22 protein-coding genes are annotated in these 16,306 nt (G+C 67.6%); 13 read left to right on the top strand and 9 right to left on the bottom strand.

Annotated features, from left to right (window positions below; genetic code table 11):
* Positions 1-5 precede the first annotated feature (5 nt).
* The 3 genes from CCK87_RS15150 to CCK87_RS15140 form a co-directional block, all read right to left on the bottom strand.
* The gene (locus tag CCK87_RS15150) at positions 6-656 is read right to left on the bottom strand and encodes a GNAT family N-acetyltransferase (RefSeq protein ID WP_086462250.1); all 651 of its coding nucleotides are present in this window, start codon (positions 654-656) and stop codon (positions 6-8) included.
* Between the two features lie 25 nt (positions 657-681).
* Complete coding sequence (locus CCK87_RS15145) at positions 682-1,323, bottom strand: DedA family protein (RefSeq protein WP_086462249.1); 642 nt, start codon at positions 1,321-1,323, stop codon at positions 682-684.
* Between the two features lie 64 nt (positions 1,324-1,387).
* Entirely contained in the window at positions 1,388-1,717 is a 330-nt protein-coding gene (locus tag CCK87_RS15140; protein WP_086462248.1) for a hypothetical protein, read from the bottom strand.
* Positions 1,718-1,943: 226 nt separating this feature from the next.
* Here CCK87_RS15140 and CCK87_RS15135 point away from each other — a divergent pair, with 226 nt between their 5' ends.
* The 9 genes from CCK87_RS15135 (at position 1,944) to CCK87_RS15095 (ending at position 5,482) form a co-directional block, all read left to right on the top strand.
* Positions 1,944-2,117: a CsbD family protein gene (locus CCK87_RS15135; protein ID WP_086462247.1), complete on the top strand. Its 174-nt coding sequence runs from the start codon at positions 1,944-1,946 to the stop codon at positions 2,115-2,117.
* 133 nt (positions 2,118-2,250) lie between these two features.
* Positions 2,251-2,550 carry a hypothetical protein gene (locus CCK87_RS15130; protein WP_086462246.1) on the top strand — a complete coding sequence of 100 codons (300 nt, stop codon included), beginning with the start codon at positions 2,251-2,253 and terminating at the stop codon, positions 2,548-2,550.
* A complete protein-coding gene (locus CCK87_RS15125; RefSeq protein WP_086462245.1) occupies positions 2,547-2,930 on the top strand; it encodes a hypothetical protein in 384 nt (127 codons plus the stop codon). Before CCK87_RS15130 ends, CCK87_RS15125 begins: the two co-directional genes overlap by 4 nt.
* Positions 2,931-3,051: 121 nt before the next feature.
* Positions 3,052-3,495 (top strand): Asp23/Gls24 family envelope stress response protein, encoded by a 444-nt coding sequence (locus tag CCK87_RS15120; protein WP_086462244.1) that lies wholly within the window; start codon positions 3,052-3,054, stop codon positions 3,493-3,495.
* The gene (locus tag CCK87_RS15115; RefSeq protein WP_086462243.1) at positions 3,492-3,689 is read left to right on the top strand and encodes a DUF2273 domain-containing protein; all 198 of its coding nucleotides are present in this window, start codon (positions 3,492-3,494) and stop codon (positions 3,687-3,689) included. The genes CCK87_RS15120 and CCK87_RS15115 overlap by 4 nt, the downstream gene beginning before the upstream one ends.
* Positions 3,686-4,066, top strand: coding sequence for a hypothetical protein (locus CCK87_RS15110; RefSeq protein ID WP_086462242.1), 381 nt, complete (start codon positions 3,686-3,688; stop codon positions 4,064-4,066). The genes CCK87_RS15115 and CCK87_RS15110 overlap by 4 nt, the downstream gene beginning before the upstream one ends.
* Positions 4,063-4,647: a DUF6286 domain-containing protein gene (locus tag CCK87_RS15105; RefSeq protein ID WP_086462241.1), complete on the top strand. Its 585-nt coding sequence runs from the start codon at positions 4,063-4,065 to the stop codon at positions 4,645-4,647. The genes CCK87_RS15110 and CCK87_RS15105 overlap by 4 nt, the downstream gene beginning before the upstream one ends.
* Positions 4,644-5,249, top strand: a complete 606-nt coding sequence (locus CCK87_RS15100) for a hypothetical protein (RefSeq protein WP_086462240.1) — start codon at positions 4,644-4,646, stop codon at positions 5,247-5,249. Before CCK87_RS15105 ends, CCK87_RS15100 begins: the two co-directional genes overlap by 4 nt.
* Positions 5,250-5,272: 23 nt before the next feature.
* Positions 5,273-5,482, top strand: coding sequence for a hypothetical protein (locus tag CCK87_RS15095; protein WP_086462239.1), 210 nt, complete (start codon positions 5,273-5,275; stop codon positions 5,480-5,482).
* 13 nt (positions 5,483-5,495) lie between these two features.
* Here CCK87_RS15095 and CCK87_RS15090 read toward each other — a convergent pair whose 3' ends face one another.
* From CCK87_RS15090 to CCK87_RS15080, 3 genes are read right to left on the bottom strand one after another with little or no spacing between them, the layout of a single operon-like run.
* Positions 5,496-5,891: a YchJ family protein gene (locus tag CCK87_RS15090; protein WP_086462238.1), complete on the bottom strand. Its 396-nt coding sequence runs from the start codon at positions 5,889-5,891 to the stop codon at positions 5,496-5,498.
* A 28-nt stretch (positions 5,892-5,919) separates the two neighbouring features.
* Positions 5,920-6,198 (bottom strand): hypothetical protein, encoded by a 279-nt coding sequence (locus tag CCK87_RS15085; protein WP_086462237.1) that lies wholly within the window; start codon positions 6,196-6,198, stop codon positions 5,920-5,922.
* A 3-nt stretch (positions 6,199-6,201) separates the two neighbouring features.
* On the bottom strand, positions 6,202-7,365 hold the full coding sequence (locus tag CCK87_RS15080; RefSeq protein ID WP_086462236.1) for an inorganic phosphate transporter: 1,164 nt from the start codon (positions 7,363-7,365) through the stop codon (positions 6,202-6,204).
* 161 nt (positions 7,366-7,526) lie between these two features.
* On the opposite strand from CCK87_RS15080, the gene CCK87_RS15075 reads away from it, so the two are divergent.
* Positions 7,527-7,757, top strand: a complete 231-nt coding sequence (locus CCK87_RS15075) for a hypothetical protein (RefSeq protein ID WP_140162886.1) — start codon at positions 7,527-7,529, stop codon at positions 7,755-7,757.
* Positions 7,758-7,773: 16 nt separating this feature from the next.
* Here CCK87_RS15075 and CCK87_RS15070 read toward each other — a convergent pair whose 3' ends face one another.
* Positions 7,774-8,097, bottom strand: a complete 324-nt coding sequence (locus CCK87_RS15070; RefSeq protein ID WP_086462234.1) for a hypothetical protein — start codon at positions 8,095-8,097, stop codon at positions 7,774-7,776.
* 109 nt (positions 8,098-8,206) lie between these two features.
* On the opposite strand from CCK87_RS15070, the gene CCK87_RS15065 reads away from it, so the two are divergent.
* Positions 8,207-9,142, top strand: coding sequence for a DNA-3-methyladenine glycosylase (locus tag CCK87_RS15065; RefSeq protein ID WP_086462233.1), 936 nt, complete (start codon positions 8,207-8,209; stop codon positions 9,140-9,142).
* 33 nt (positions 9,143-9,175) lie between these two features.
* On the opposite strand, the gene CCK87_RS15060 is transcribed toward CCK87_RS15065, so the two are convergent.
* Positions 9,176-9,532 (bottom strand): hypothetical protein, encoded by a 357-nt coding sequence (locus CCK87_RS15060; protein WP_140162885.1) that lies wholly within the window; start codon positions 9,530-9,532, stop codon positions 9,176-9,178.
* 135 nt (positions 9,533-9,667) lie between these two features.
* Positions 9,668-11,251 (bottom strand): NAD(P)/FAD-dependent oxidoreductase, encoded by a 1,584-nt coding sequence (locus tag CCK87_RS15055; RefSeq protein WP_086462231.1) that lies wholly within the window; start codon positions 11,249-11,251, stop codon positions 9,668-9,670.
* A gap of 148 nt (positions 11,252-11,399) precedes the next feature.
* Here CCK87_RS15055 and CCK87_RS15050 point away from each other — a divergent pair, with 148 nt between their 5' ends.
* Together CCK87_RS15050 and CCK87_RS15045 are read left to right on the top strand one after the other, a co-directional pair.
* The gene (locus CCK87_RS15050) at positions 11,400-14,816 is read left to right on the top strand and encodes a bifunctional proline dehydrogenase/L-glutamate gamma-semialdehyde dehydrogenase (protein WP_249273939.1); all 3,417 of its coding nucleotides are present in this window, start codon (positions 11,400-11,402) and stop codon (positions 14,814-14,816) included.
* Between the two features lie 149 nt (positions 14,817-14,965).
* Positions 14,966-16,291 (top strand): amino acid permease, encoded by a 1,326-nt coding sequence (locus tag CCK87_RS15045; protein WP_086462229.1) that lies wholly within the window; start codon positions 14,966-14,968, stop codon positions 16,289-16,291.
* Positions 16,292-16,306 lie beyond the last annotated feature (15 nt).

The raw sequence follows: 16,306 nt of genomic DNA, 5'->3' as shown, positions 1-16,306 counted from the left end.
CTGGCTCAGCCGCGCAACAGCTCGGAGCGGGCGGCAGCGGCGCCGTGCACCTCGAGAGCCCAGTCTGGGCGCGCGAACTGTTCGCGGTCGAGGCGCAGCTTCTGCATCGTGTTGGGCTCGCCGGGCCGGGGTTCAACGACGGTCTGCCCGTCTTCTCTATAGCCCAGCCGACGCGAGACGCCGAGAGACGCTTCGTTCCAGGTGGCCGCGCTCGACTCGGCGACCTCGACGTCGAGATGCTCGAATGCGAAGAGCAGGATGGCAGCGCGCATCTCTTTGCCGAACCCCTGGCCCTGCGCCGGCCTGGTCAGCCACGACCCCGACGAGACGGTCTGCGTGCGCGCGAGGTTCTCAGCGCGCAGATCCTGCATTCCGATCACGCGGCCCTCGTGCAGAACCACGAAGTCGAGGGTCCAGGTGCCGGGCTGCACGGTGGTGCGCAGGTGCCAGTGGTACTTCGCGAAGTCGCGGGTGAGCTGCTCGGGCTCTGCGTCAGTCCACGGCGCATCGAACGGCATGCGCTCGGGCGGGTGGATGCCGGCGAGTACGGCCTCGATGGTCGCGGGCAGATCGTCGTCGCGCATCAGACGCAGCTCGAGCCGAGGCGACCTCAGGCGCAGCGCGAAGAGGGGCCACACATCGTCGAGGGTTTCCATGCTGCCCCAGAGTACCCGGGGATTCTCAGGCGTCGGCGCGGTGGCGGCGGACGCGCCGGATGACGAGCCAGGCGACGACTCCGGCGATTGCGGCGTAGACGGCGTAGTTGAGGTAGTCGCTGTACTTCTCGATGATCTCGTACTGGGTTCCGAGTGCCGCTCCGAGTCCGATCAGCAGCCCGTTCCAGATGGCGCTTCCCGCGATGGTGAAGATGCTGAAGGTCACGAGGTGCATGCGCTCTGCGCCCGCCGGCAGCGAGATGAGGCTACGGACGCCGGGAATGAACCTGCCGAAGAACACCGCTGACTTGCCGTGCCGCGAGAACCACGAGGCGGCTTTCTCGAAGTCGCGCTTGTCGACCAGGGGCAGCTTCGACAGCCACTCGATCGCCCGATCCATTCCGAGCTTGGCGCCGAGCCAGTAGAGGATGAGCGATCCCGCGTAGGCGCCGAGGGTGCTTGTGATGACCACGAGCACGAGGTTGAGCTCGCCTCGCTCCGACAGAAATCCCGCGAGCGGCAGGATGACCTCGCTCGGAATCGGGGGGAAGACCGTCTCGAGGAGGGTGAAAAGCCCCACTCCCCACTCGCCGATAGCCTCCATGAGGGTGAGTGCGAAGCCGGCGAGCCCGCCGAGCTCGGTGGGGTTGCCTGCTGTACGAATCATCTCTTCAAGGGTGGCATGCCGCCGAAAGTCCTTCCTCCCAAGGGCCTGGGAACCCTCGACACTGTCAGCTCGAGATCATCGCGATGCGCACGGTGACGTGCGCGGCCGACAGCCTGCCCTCGAGCACGTCGACGATGCGATCGTGGGCGGCACGCCCTGTCTCGTGCGCCGGGCCGCTCTCGTCCACACCGATCACGGCGACGACGCTGGTGCCTTCTTTCCCTGTCTCGACGGTGACGAGCGGCGCGACGGCGACAGGCAGCACGGCCGCACCGACCTCGCTCACGACGACCGAGCTGAGTGGCGCGCTCGCGTAGACCTCGGTGACGCCGTCGACGGCGCGGAGAGCCTTCTCAATCTCGTCTGCGATCGAACTCGCGGGGAAATCGGTCATGCGGATCCTCTGCAGCAGTCACGGGGCAGAAGCCCTCGGCCGTTCGGCATGCAGCTTTTTCTCAGCATTTCGGCACGATCGGGCGTGACGAATCACCATCGGCATGCGTCTTAGAGGTAAGAGTCCCACACGGGGATTTCTTCACCGAAGTCTTGACATCGGCGGACGGCCTCGTTTCGAGACCGCTCTCGATGATCGAGCGAAGACAGAAAGACAGGAACGAACAATGAGCGCAGCCGACAAGATCCAGAACGCCGCCGAAGACCTCAAGGGCAAGGCCAAAGAGGCGCTCGGAAACATCACCAACGACGACAACATGGTCGCCGAGGGCAAGGCCGAGCAGGTCAAGGCCGACGCCAAGAAGGCCGGCGAGAACGTGAAAGACGCGTTCAAGCACTAAGCGCCCTCTGTCGACCCCGGCCCACGAGACCGGGGTCGGCCCGCGTCGCGGCATCCGTCGCACTCGACACAACATGTGAAAGGCCACAGACACAGAACGTGAATACATCCATCCACTCGCAGGGTCAGCTCTGATGGGCAAGCTCATCTACGGCAACACGGGCGCAGAAATGGTGCTCGACGATCGACCGCTCAACCACGTTCGCGTGGTCGTGCTCGCGAAGCTCCGCCGCGGCGAGAGCTTCGCTCTCTCGTGGGAGAACGATCGAGGCCACCACATGATGTGGCTGCACCCCTCGATTCCCCTCTACTTCACTTTTTCCGGCAAGCGGCATCCCTCGCTCAACCGAGCGTGGATCGATGCGCTGATGCGCACCGCGAACTCGGCCAACGGGCTCGAGATCGTGGCAGAGCCCGCCGAATCCGAACGATGAGACACCGCCCGCGCAGCGTCTGGTTCGCCCTCGGCACGGGCGTGATCGTCACGGTCATCGTCGCGACTGTCGTGCTCGTACCCGTCATCGGGCTCGTTGCCTCCGCCGCGGCGGCAGCTCCGTTCGTCGACTTTCCGGTCGGCGGCATGATCGCGACCGTCGTCGGCGGCTACGCGCTGGCAGCCGGATTCCTGGCGCTGATTCTGCGCATCCGTCGTGGTGCGCTCGCCTGGATCTGCTCCGTCGCCGCTGTCATCGCGGCCCTGATCGTCTCGATCTATCCCTTGGGCGCCAGCGCCGTCGCCGCGGCAGACCAAGCTGGCGAGGCCATCCCGACCGTTGTCGAATGGGTCGGCCAGCTGCAGCAGTTGCTGCCCTGAGAACAGCCGCACGAAAAAAGTTTCACGATCCGCGTGACGAATCCCTCGCTAGCAACGACCTATCCATGAAGCACGACAAAAGCCCGGAAGATCCGGGCATCAGAACCCGAAGGAGATCATCATGGCCAGCACCACTCCCGCCACCCCCGCCTCTGTCGCTCCCGCTGGAGTCACGACCGAGTCGAGCACTCTCGGTAAGACGGTCATCAACGACTCCGTCATCGCCAAGGTCGCGGGCATCGCCGCTCGCGAGTCACGCGGTGTCTTCGCCCTCGGCGGTGGAGCGGCTCGCGCGTTCGGCGCCATCCGCGAGGCCGTTGCCGGTGAGGACAAGAGCCAGGGAATCAACGTCGAGGTCGGCGAGACCCAGGTCGCCGTCGATGTGACCATCGTGGCCGAGTACCCGGCGCCCCTGCAGGATGTGTCAGACGGTGTTCGCGCCAACGTCATTCAGGCCGTCGAGTCGATCGTGGGCATGGAGGTCACCGAGGTCAACGTGACCGTCAACGACGTGCACCTTCCTTCGGAGGACAACTCCGACGAGGCTGAGGCGCGAGTCCAGTGACCCCCTCGACAACCCGCACGGGTATTCTGATCGGCGCGGTCCTCGCGCTCACCGGCGTCGCCTTCGGCTTCTGGGCATTCCTCTTCGTCGCGGTGGCCATGGCCATCGGAGCACTCGTCGGCCGCGTCGTCGACGGCAAGCTCGACGTGTCGGGCCTGGTCGACGCCTTCCGCGGAAAGCGATCCTCGTCATGACCTCCGCCGCGACGACTCCGGCCGGCGCGGCACAGCGCGGTCGCACCCGCATCACGTCGAAAGCTCTGAATCGTGTCGTGTCCGCCGTCACAGCGGACGCGCTCGGAGTCGACGCGAATCGCGTCGGCGTCGACCTCGCCGACCGCGACGGTCTTCTCGCCCTCACAGTGACGACGCCCATCCGAGTTGTATCGCTCGACCGGATCCAGTCCGACAGCTCGGTCGTGAACCGCTCCGGCGGCTCGATCCTCGACCGCGCCGCACGCGCCCAGGGTGACATCCGAGAGCGGGTGACGACCCTCACCGGCTCGCAGATCGCGCAGGTGATCGTGAAGGTCTCCGGCGTCTGGATCCAGCCAGAAGAGAGAGTGAAATGAGTTCCAGCACCAAGGCTCTCTATGCCCGCATCGGGCGGCGCGAGACCCACTCCTCGCGTTCGATGCTCGCCATCGTTCTCGCGATCATCCTCATCGTGGTCTTCGCCTGGGTGGGAACCGAGGTCGTGATCGCGTTGCTCGGGCTGCCCGCGCTGCTCGTCGCGCCATCCGACATGTTCGCCTCGGCCGTCGGCCTTGCCGAACAGCCCGCGGCGCTCGTGGCCATCGCCGGAATCGTGACGGCCGTGATCGGGCTCGTCCTGATCGTCCTGTCGCTCTCGCCGGGGCGCCGCGCTCGCCACCTCATCGACACCGAGCGGGCGGTGACCGTCGTCGACAACGAGGTGATCGCATCCGCCCTGGCCCGCCACGCGTCGTACGCCGGCAACGTCGACCCCGACAACGCAACCGTGTCTGTCTCGCACCGACTGGGTGTCGTCGACCTCACCCCGACCTCCGGTATTCCCGCAGATCGCGACGCCGTCACTCGCGCGGTGAGCGATCAGCTCGACTCCTACGGGCTCCGGCCCACCGTACGTGCCCGCGTGCGCATCGCTGAGAAAGGCAAGGTCGGAGCATGACCAGCAGCAATCGTTTCGCTAACAGGCTCCTCGTCTTCGTATGCGGCCTCGTGCTGCTCGTCGTGGGCGGCGCGGCTGCTGCCGCTGTGCTCGTGCCGGGCATCCGGGATGGCTGGAAAGACGCCGGTACGCAGGTCACTGACCAGGTCGATTCGGCGCTGGAACAGACACGGCTCGTGGGCCTCGAGGTCAGCTGGATACTCATCGCCGTCGTCGCGCTGCTCGTCATCGCGATCGTCATCCTCATCGTGTTCATCGCCCGCCACGGGCACGGGCACACGTCGAGGGCCGTCACCGATTCGAGTGGCGAACACGGCACCACGGTCGTCGAGTCCTCGGTGGCCGAGCAGGCCCTGCAGGATGCGCTCGACGACCACTCCGAGTTCGTCGCGTCGCACGTCTCGACCTACGCGGTCCGCCGCACTCCCGTGCTGAAGGTGTCGGTCACCTGCCGCCGTGGAGTGTCCCCGAAAGACGCCGCAGCCATCGTCGAGTCGAAACTGCTCGCACTCGACGGGCTGCTGGGGCGCGAACTGCCCGCGCTGATCCAGGTCAGTGGCGGATTCCGAGCCCGGGTCGGCAAGACGACCCGCCTTCAGTAGAAACCTCTAGAAAGAAGAAGCACATGCCGAAACCCATCGTGTGGCTCGTCGTCATCGCCGTCGGAACGACCGCGTATGTCGTCGGAGCCAAAGCCGGACACGGACGCTACGCCGAGATCAGCGATACGGCGAAAGCCTTCTGGAACGATCCCGCCGTGAAGAAGGCCCGTGCACGCGCACAGAAGAAGACGCAGAAAGCGGCCAAGAAGGCCGTGAAGAAGATCGCCAACTAGAGGCCGCAGCGCGTCAGGCCTCGCCGTCGACGTAGACCCACTCGCCCGCCACTCGCGAGAAGCGGCTGACCTCGTGCTGCACGCCCGATGATCGGCCTTCCGGCGCATCCACCCGGTACTTCGCGCGGAACTCGACGACCCCCTCGCCGTCTCGCTCCGAGCCGCGCTCCGTGCGCACGATCTCGAGCCAGAGCCAACGCGTGTCGGGGTCGATCTCGATCGACGCGGGCCGGGTATCCGGATGCCACGACCGCAGCAGGTAGGCCGGGTCGCCCACCGCGAAGGCCGAGAAGCGCGACCGCATCAGTCGCTCGGCCGTCGGGGCGCTCGCGGCTCCGCTATGCAGAGGGCCGCAGCACTCGCCATAGCTCAGGCCGGAGCCGCAGGGGCAGCGCGTGACGGGATCCACGCATCCAGTATGAGTGAGGCCGAACGCGTCAGTGGAACTGCGGGATGATCAGGTACAGGCCGTACAGCACCGCAGCCACGCACACCGCGAGGCAGGCGAACGCGCCGACCGTCGCGCCGAGGGGTCGTGTGCCCCGGGCCGTCGACACGATCGAGCCGTCGGCTCCGGTGTCGTCGTCTGATCCGACCGCGAGCAGGCGCAGCCCGAGAGCGTAGAACGAGACGATCACGACGGCTGCGGCGAACGCCACGGCGAACACGATGCCGAAGGCGGCCCAGTCGACTCCGAGGAACTTGTCCGATGTCATGGGTCAGGCCTTTCCGGTCGTTACGGGTGCTGATTCGCGCGAGGCTGAGTAGTCTTCGTCGACGTCGTTCACGTTGTCGTGGGTCACGGGGTGGCGGCGGGCGAGGAACACGAACCCCAGGCCTCCGGCAAGTGCGAGGACCGCGACGATGATGAGGCCGACCGTGCTGGTGCTCGCGATCCAGGCGGCGAGGCCGCCGACGAGCGCCGCCGCCGGAAGGGTGAAGAGCCAGGCCATGGCGATGCGGCCGACGACTCCCCAGTGCACGGTGGCGAGCTTCTTGCCGAGCCCCGAGCCGACGACAGCGCCCGAGGTGACCTGCGTGGTCGAGAGGGCGAAGCCGAGGTGTGACGAGATGAGGATGGTCGCGGCCGAGCTGGTCTCCGCAGCGAAACCCTGGGCGGGCTGCACATCGGTGATGCGCTTGCCGACCGTGCGCATGATGCGCCATCCGCCGAGGTAGGTGCCCAGCGCGATGGCCAGGCCGCAGGATGCGACGACCCAGAACTGCGGGCCCGTTCCGGCCCCCTGGTAGCCGGCCGCGATGAGCGTGAGCGTGATGACGCCCATCGTCTTCTGCGCGTCATTCGTGCCGTGGGCGAGGGAGACGAGCGAGGCCGAGATGGTCTGGCCGTGGCGGAAGCCGGCATCCGCCCCGCGAGAGCGGGCCTGCTTCGTGATCATGTACGCCGCGTAGGTGGCGACCAGCGCGACGAGGCCCGCCACGAGCGGTGAGAAGAGGGCGGGCAGAACGACCTTCGACAGAACGACGCCGAAGTCGACCGAGCCGAAGCCGGCTCCGATGATCGCCGCGCCGATGAGGCCGCCGAAGAGCGCGTGGGTCGAACTGGAGGGCAGACCGAGATACCAGGTGCCGAGGTTCCACAGCACCGCGCCGACGAGTCCGGCGAAGATCATCGTGGGCGTGATCTGCACCCCGCCATCGCCCTCCTTGATGATGCCCTGAGAGATGGTCTTCGCGACCTCCGTCGAGAGGAAGGCGCCGACCAGGTTGAGCACCGCAGAGATGGTGACCGCGACCTTGGGCTTCAGAGCGCCCGTGGCCACGGAAGTCGCCATGGCGTTGGCCGTGTCGTGGAACCCGTTCGTGAAGTCGAACACGAGGGCGATGGTCACGACGAGCAGAACGGTGATGAGCGCATCCACGTTTTTCGTCCTTTCGGATCGGGTACTGCGCGGTGATGAGAAGTGGTTCGATGGGCGATCGCGGGCGACGGTACGCCGCGGCGGTTAAATCGGAGTGAACGGCCGGAGGCAGAAATCACACCCGCTGTTAACCTCTGCGGAGCACGCTTGCAGGCATGTCGATGTCAGAGCCATTCGAACCGCAGATCGAACGCCACCCCGCAGCCCGAGACGAGGATCTCGACCTGCACGACGGTCCGGTGGACGGCCCGGACACGTTGCCGGGAAACGGTGCCGTCGACGACGAGGGCACTCTCGAGGAACACGAGTCCACCGGGAGCATTCCGTTCCGGCGGCCGACGCCGGGCGACCACCTCACTGTCGAGCAGCTCGAAGACGAACTCGACGGCTGAATCGGCGTAAAACCGATCAGCGCAGCGCCACGGGCACCAGGTCGCGACGCTGCCAGCGGATGGAGATGCTGCGCCTGAAGTCGGAGCGACCGAAGCCCTGCTCGAGCTCGCTCACGACCGCCGCCATCGATGCGGCGAGCGTGCGCTCGTCGGGGGCCACCACGTTCACGGTCAGCGACCGACCCTCCTGCCGAACCAGCACGCGCCCCGCGTCGGGAATCGACACGATGAAGCCGTGGGCATCCACAGGCATGCGCCGATACCGAGCCAGCCGATCGGTGAAGACCGACAAGGCGTAGGGGGAGTGGAGGGCGGTGAGGGTCGCCGTCGACGTCTGCATGGCGTCACTGTCTCAGGCGCCGGTGACGCCGCAGTGAACGGCTTGTGACGAGCGGTGTTCACCTGTCGATGCGGCAAATGTCTGAGCCTCGGGTTAGCCTGCCGTCACCATGACTCTTGAAGCGGCGCCCGCGGCATCCGATGTCGTCGCCACCGTCTACACACCGGCGCACGAGGTCGACGTCGCGCGCACCATGGGCGTGCACAGCAGGGGAACGGGCGACCCGACCTGCCGCGCGACGCCCGAGGGGTTCTGGCGCACGGTGCGCACGCCCATCGGAGCCGCGACACTGCTGCTGCGTCAACGGCGACACGGCATCGAGGCATACGCATGGGGCGACGGCGCGCACTGGCTGATCGAGCGGGTTCCCATGCTTCTGGGCCACGACGACGACTGGTCAGAGCTGTCGCTGCACACGCATCCCGCGCTGGCTGAGGTGCGGCGACGCAACCCGGGTATGCGGCTCAGCCGATCGGGGCTCATGATGGAGGCCCTCGTACCCGCCATCATCGAGCAGAAGGTCACCACGCTCGAGGCGCACAGGGCCTGGTACAAGCTCATCCGCATCCACGGCGATGTCGCCCCGGGTCCCGCTCCCGCCGGCATGCACGTCACTCCACACGCCGACGTCTGGCGCGGGGTGCCCTCGTGGCAGTGGCATCGCGCCGGCGTCGATCCGCGTCGCAGCCGCACGGTGGTGTCGGCCTGCCAGATCGCTACCGCTCTCGAGCGGGCGGCGGGTGTGGATGCGGAGACGGCCGCGAAACGGCTGCAGACGCTGCCGGGCATCGGTCGGTGGACCGCAGCGGAGACCACGCAGCGCACACACGGCGACCCCGACGCGGTCAGTGTGGGCGACTACCATCTCGCGGCCCACGTCGGCTATGCGCTGACCGGCTCGCCCGTCGACGACGACGGCATGCTCGAGCTGCTCGAGCCGTGGCGCGGCCACCGACAGCGCGTCGTGCGCCTCATTCTGGCCAGCGGCTTCGCCAAGCCCAGGCACGGGGCCCGAATGACGATTCAAGACCACCGAGCGCACTGATTCGAGCGCACTGATTCGAGCAGGCCGAACGGTTCAGGCCAGCACGGCCTTCGAATGGTCGGCCGGATCTACCAGAACGTCGAACTCGCCGCCGGGCAGCCATTCCGACTGCGTCTTCTCGGGAACGAGCTGTCGTTGCCGCACGGGGTAGCGGCCGACCCCATCGAGCTCGATCTCGAGAGTCACGTCGAAGAACTCGTTGCGATCGACCCACTCGCCGGTGCGTTCGACGGTGACGATCGTCGCTGTCGCGGGAAGCCAGTGGCGCATCATCGCGGCATCGGCGTCGAACGGGTTCTCGATCTCTTCGTCGATGCCCTGCACGACTGCGGCGCGCAGGGGCTCTTCGCTGGGGCCGAACCACCTCTTCGCTCGAAAACCGAGATCCATGGACGCAATCTGCTCGAGCATCCGAATCGTGAACGCGCCACTACGCGGCGATCGGATGCGAAAGATTCATCGTAGCCATAGCGACTCACGTCGAGTCAAGACTCCTGAGAAATCGTCAGGCTTCGCAAGGGAGCGTCAGGCCAGCGACTCGAGTACCGCCATCGCCGCATTGTGGCCTCCCAGGCCACTCACCGCACCGCCCCGGCGAGCTCCCGAGCCGCAGACCAGGATGCGTTCGTGTGCGGTCGCGACGCCCCAGCGTTCGGCGGGGCTGTCGAGAGGGGTGTCGTCGTCGACGAACGGCCACGACAGCGGTCCATGGAAGATGTTGCCGCCCGGCATGCCGAGCGCGCGCTCGATGTCGAGCGTCGTCTTGGTTTCGATGCAGGGACGTCCTTGGTCGTCTCGCAGCAGGCATGCCTCGATCGGCTCGGCCAGCACACTGTTGAGCGAGTCGAGCACCGCCGCCTGCAGGCGCTCGCGCATGGCATCGTTGTTCTCCTCGGTGATCAGTCGTGCGGGCACATGAAGACCGAAGACGGTCAGGGTCTGGGCGCCGGATGCCTGCAGCTCGGGCGACAGGATCGACGGGTCGGTGAGCGAATGGCAATAGATCTCGGCGGGCAGCGGGGAGGGGATATCGCCCGACTCTGCGAGGTCGACGGCCCGATCGAGTTCGGCGTAGCCCTCGTGGATGTGGAAGGTACCTCCGAACGCGGCTTCGGGAGCGACGGTTTCGTCGAGCAGCCTAGGCAGACGCGACAGCAGCAGGTTGACCTTCACCTGAGCGCCCTCGGGCTTCGCGCGGGAGCTGTCGGCGCGGTCACCTCCGAGAAGACGCTCGAGAACGAAGGGCGCGACATTCGAGAGCACGCGCTGCGCTCGAACGACCTGCTCTCTGCCGCCGATCGTGAACCCGACGGTGCCGTCGGGGTCGACCGACGTGACCTCGGCGCCGGTCGCGATCGTGGCGCCGGCCTCCGTGGCCGCGTGCCACAGCGCACCGCTGACCGCGCCCATGCCGCCGACCGGAACGTCCCAGTCGCCGGTTCCGCCGCCGATCACGTGATACAGAAAGCAGCGGTTCTGCGCGAGATCGTCGTCGGATGCTCGGGCGAAGGTTCCGATGAGCGCGTCGGTGAGCAGAACGCCGCGCACCAGATCGTTGGCGACATCGGCCTCGATCGCTCCCGCGAGGGGATTCTCGATGAAGGCGTTCCAGCTCGCATCGTCGGCCACCAGCGCCTTCGCCTCCGAGCGGGTCATGAGCGGCTCGGTCAGGCTCGGCCAGAGCGTCTCGGCGAGCCTCGCCGTGCGTTGCTGGAAATCTGCGAAACCCCGCGCATCCGGTTCGGCGCCGATCGCGGCGAACGACGCTGCCGTCGCCTCGGCGTCGCCGTTGTCGATGAGCAGCCCGGTCGAGGTGCCGGGCGACGGAGTGTATGAGGAGTAGCGGCGGCGCAGGAGGGTGATGTCGAGGCCGAGGTCGTCGATGATGCGCTGCGGCAGAAGGCTGACGAGGTAGGAGTAGCGCGAGAGCCGCGCGTCATGGCCCGAGAAGGCCTGTGCCGACACGGCTGCTCCGCCCGTGTGGTCGAGTCGTTCGAGCAGCAGAACAGAGCGGCCGGCCTTCGCGAGGTATGCAGCGGCGACGAGGCCGTTGTGACCCCCGCCCACAATGACGACATCGACTTCGGAGGGCAGGGCCGCGGTGCTCATGCGTCGAGCATAGTTGCGGGCTGCGCTCCGCCTCCGGCTGTTGGAGGCACCCACGTCTTATCCTCGAAGAGTGACCTCTGCGAACCCGAACTCGCCCGACTTCGAGGCCGATCCGAGCCTCGCGCCCGCCGACCTCGCGCCGCAGGCCGTGTCGCTCGTGCGCCGCTGGCTCGACGAGTCGAAAGACGTAGCCCCCGACCCGTCGGCCGAGCGTCTGGCCGGGGTGCTCGAAGACCCCGACGGACTCGCCTTCACCGTGGGCTTCGTCGACGGTGTCGCTCGGCCCGAAGACACGGCGGTGGCCGCCAAGAATCTGCAGAACCTCGGTCGTCGGGTTCCCGCCTTTCTTCCCTGGTATCTGCGCGGAGCCGTGGCAGCGGGCGGGGTCTTCGGAGAGGTCGTCCCGGGCGTCGTGGTGCCCGTGGCGCGCAAGGTCCTGCGGCAGATGGTCGGTCACCTTGTGGTCGATGCGACCCCGTCGAAGCTCGGCTCCGCCATCGAGAAGCTGCGCGGTGACGGGTCGCGGCTCAACCTCAACCTGCTTGGCGAGGCCGTGCTGGGCTCGTCGGAGGCGCGACGCCGACTCGAGGGAACCGAGAAGCTGCTCGCCAGGCCCGACGTCGACTACGTGTCGGTCAAGGTGTCGGCTGTCGCCAGCGATCTCTCGATGTGGGCATTCGACGAGACGGTCGAGCGTGTCGCCGAGACCCTGATGCCGCTGTACCGCATCGCTCTTCCCGAGAACAAGTTCATCAACCTCGATATGGAGGAGTACCGCGACCTCGACCTGACTCTCGCGGTGTTCATGCGGATTCTCGATCGCGAGGAGCTGCTCGGCTACACCGGCGGCATCGTGCTGCAGGCTTATCTGCCGGATGCGCTGGGCGCGATGCAGCGCCTGCAGAGATGGGCGGCCGCGCGTCGCGAACGTGGGGGAGCGCCGATCAAGGTGCGCGTGGTGAAGGGCGCCAACCTCGCCATGGAACACGTCGATGCGGCCGTCCACGGCTGGCCGCTCGCCACCTACGACACCAAGCAGGAGACCGATTCCAACTACAAGCGCGTGCTCGAGTGGGCGCTCACTCCCGAGCGCACCGATGCCGTGCGTGTCGGAGTCGCCGGGCACAACCTGTTCGACATCGCGTTCGCGTGGCTGCTCGCGAAGAATCGCGGTGTGACCGAGAGCATCGACTTCGAGATGCTGCTCGGCATGGCGACGGCGCAGGCCGACGCGGTTCGCCGTGAGGTCGGTCAGCTCTTGCTCTACACGCCCGTCGTGCATCCCAAAGAGTTCGATGTGGCGATCAGCTACCTCGTGCGTCGGCTCGAAGAGAACGCGAGCGACGAGAACTTCATGTCGAGCGTGTTCGACATCGCGACCAGCGATGCGGCGTTCGAGCGCGAGAAGAACCGATTTTTGGCCTCGGTCGACGAGCTGGCTGCGGGCCCCGGCCCGCTGACGAGCTCAGGCGGCGTGCCGATGCGCAACCGCACCCAGGATCGCGGCGACCTCTCCGAGCTCGCCCGCGCCTCCGAGTTCGAGAACACGCCCGACACCGACCCCTCGCTGGCCGCGAATCGCAACTGGGGCCGACGCATCCTGAGTCTCGTCGGGCCGAGCAACCGCATCGGCGTCGACACCATCGACGCAGCCCGAGTGACCGAACCTGCAGTTCTGGAAGGCATCATCCACTCGGCGCGCGACGCGGGAACGCGCTGGGGCAGGGAGACGGGCGCCGAGCGCGCCGCGGTCCTGCGCCGCGCCGCGCTGGCGCTCGAGGCAAACCGAGACCGGCTCATCGAGGTCATGGCCACGGAGACGGGCAAGACCATCGCCGAGGGAGACCCCGAGGTGAGCGAAGCGATCGACTTCGCCAACTACTACGCCTCGCGCGCCGAGGAGCTCGACCGCGTCGATGGCGCCGTGTTCGTACCGTCGGCACTCACTGTCGTGACGCCCCCATGGAACTTCCCCGTCGCCATTCCGGCGGGCTCCGTGCTCTCCGCCCTTGCTGCGGGCAGCGGTGTGATCATCAAGCCCGCACCTCAGGCGCGACGCTCGGCCGCTGTGCTGCTCGAGGCCCTGTGGGAGTCCGGCATCCCTCGCGATCTTCTCGCGCTCGTCGACATCGAGGAGGGTGACCTGTCTCGGCAGCTCGTTGCTCACGAGAGCGTCGACCGCGTCATCCTCACCGGCGCATACGAGACGGCGAAGCTGTTCCGCTCGTGGCGGCGCGACCTGCCCCTTCTCGCCGAGACGAGCGGCAAGAACGCCATCGTCGTGACCCCCGCAGCAGACCTCGACCTCGCCGTGGCCGACATCGTGAAGAGCGCTTTCGGCCATGCAGGCCAGAAGTGCTCGGCGGCATCGCTCGTGATTCTCGTCGGTTCGGTCGCGCGGTCCGAGCGTTTTCATCGCCAGCTCGTGGATGCGGTGTCGTCACTGCGGGTCGGCTACGCATCCGACCCGCTCACCGAGATGGGCCCGCTGATCGAGCCCGCCCAGGGAAAGCTGCTCGACGCGCTGACCACACTTGGCCCGGGCGAGAAATGGCTGGTCGAGCCGCTGCGGCGCAGTTCAGACGGGCGACTCTGGACCCCGGGAGTGCGCGAGGGCGTGCTGCCGAGCTCGCCGTTCCACACCACCGAGTACTTCGGACCGGTTCTCGGCATCATGCACGCGTCGACGCTCGAGCAGGCCGTCGAGTTCCAGAACGGCACAGACTACGGGCTGACGGCGGGGCTGCACTCGCTCGACGCGGCCGAAATCGAGCAGTGGCTCGCCACCATCGAGGCGGGCAACCTCTACGTGAACCGCGGCATCACGGGTGCCATCGTGCAGCGCCAGCCGTTCGGAGGCTGGAAGCGGTCCGCCGTGGGTGCGGGCGCGAAGGCCGGAGGCCCGAACTACCTGGTGCATCTGGGTTCGTGGACGACGGAGCAGGGCGAGCCGAGTCAGGGCCTCAGTAACGCGGGACTCGACGGTCGTGTCGGGGCGCTTCTCGACTCGGCACAGGCCGGCCTCGACTGGAACCATTTCGACATCGCCCGACGCGGAGCCAAGAGCGACGCGGTCGCCTGGTCGGACTCGTTCGCGCCCGTCGACCGGTCGGGGCTCGGGGTCGAACGCAATGTGCTGCGCTACCGCCCGGTTCCCGTCACGGTACGGCTCTCCGAAGACGCAGAGCGGCACGAACTGCTCCGCGTGCTCTCGGCGGCGACGCTCGCCCGGTCGAAGGTCACGCTGTCGTCGGCGCACAAGCTCCCGCGCCCGATGCGTGCCCTGCTCAAGGAGTGGGCCGTGCGCGTGGTCATCGAGACCGATGAGGCGTGGCTCGCGCGCGTCGCCGCGGAAGGGGTCGAGACCCCGCGCATCCGGCTCATCGGTGGCTCGGCCACGCAGCTCGCCGACGCCCTGGGCGACGAACCGGATGTCGCGGTGTACGCGGGCGAGGTCACGCGCGCCGGCCGCATCGAACTGCTGCCGTTCCTGCGGGAGCAGGCGGTGTCGATCACGAACCACCGCTTCGGCAACCCGAGCGCGCTCACCGACGGACTGCTCTAGCTGCGCGCAGCGCGTCCGCGCCGGCCAGCGTCGGACTGAGGTGACGGTTCGGGTGCTCCGGCGCCGCTGAGGTGACGATTGCGTTCGCCCGAAGTGGCATCACGCTGCCGCGATACCCGGTGTTCACCTCGGTGCCCTAGCGTTCCAGGGTGACTTCATCTCGTCTCGAGCGCCGGCTCAGCCTCGGCGACGCTGTCTTCATCGGGCTCGGGTCGATGATCGGCGCCGGAGTCTTCGCTGCCTTCCAGCCCGCCGCCCACATCGCCGGCGCCGGCCTGCTCGTGGGTCTCGTCGTCGCGGCCATCGTCGCGTTCTGCAATGCGTCGTCGTCGGCGCAGCTGGCCGCGCAGTATCCGTCGGCCGGGGGTACCTATGTGTATGGCCGCGAGAAGCTCGGACCGCGGTGGGGCTTCGCCGCCGGCTGGAGCTTTCTCATCGGCAAGACCGCCAGCTCGGCGGCCATGGCGATGGTCTTCGCGGCTTACGCCGTGCCCTCGCAGTGGGCCCGCCCCGTGGCGATCGCCGTGGTGGTCGTTCTCGTCACGGTGAACCTGTTCGGCATCACCCGTACCGCGCTGCTCACGAAGGTGATCGTGATTCCGGTGCTGGCTCTGCTCGTGGTGGTCGTCGCATCCGGCCTGCTGAACGGGAGCTGGGCGGTTGTGCCCGAGTACCTCCGCTCGTGGTTCAGCGGGGGCGGGGAATGGAGGCTTTCGGGCACAGTCCCTGCGCAAGCCGAGGCAGGAAGCGGGCTCGGCGGGCCACTCGCCGTGTTGCAGTCGGCGGGTCTGCTGTTCTTCGCCTTCGCGGGGTACGCGCGCATCGCCACCCTCGGCGAAGAGGTGCGCGATCCGGCAAAGAACATCCCACGCGCCATCGGCATCGCCTTCGCGGTCGTGGTGGTGATCTATGCCGCGATCGGTGTGACCGCGCTCGGGGCGCTCGGCGCATCCGGTCTGGCGGCGACCGACAACCCGCTCGTCGATGTCGTGACGACCAATGGATGGGCATGGGCCGCGCCGTTGGTGCGTATCGGGGCCGCTCTCGCTTCGCTCGGCGCGATGCTGGCGCTGATCGCCGGCATCGGCCGAACAGCCTTCGCCATGGCGCGCGAGGGCGATCTGCCGCGCTGGTTCAGCGCAGTGCATCCGCGCTACAACACGCCCTACCGAGCGGAGCTCGTGGTGGGTGCGGTGGTCGTCGTGCTCGTGCTTGTCGCCGATCTTCGCGGAGTGATCGGGTTCTCGTCGTTCGGCGTGCTGCTGTACTACTTCGTCGCGAACCTGGCGGCGCTTCGGCAGGCCAGAGCATATCGGCGTTATCCGCGTGCGGTGAGCGTGCTGGGCGCCCTCGGCTGCGCGGTGCTCGTGGTCACACTGCCGCTCCCCGCCGTGGTGACGGGCGTCCTCGTGGTCGTGGCGGGGTTCGTGCTGCGCGAGGTGCGCTCACGCGGCGCGCGACTTGGCGCAGAATGACGCCCGCGAAGCAGG

Source organism: Agreia sp. VKM Ac-1783 (assembly GCF_900177765.1).
Classification (GTDB): Bacteria; Actinomycetota; Actinomycetes; order Actinomycetales; family Microbacteriaceae; genus Agreia.
The sequence above is the reverse complement of the archived record's forward strand: the minus strand, read 5'-3'. Positions and strand labels throughout refer to the sequence as shown.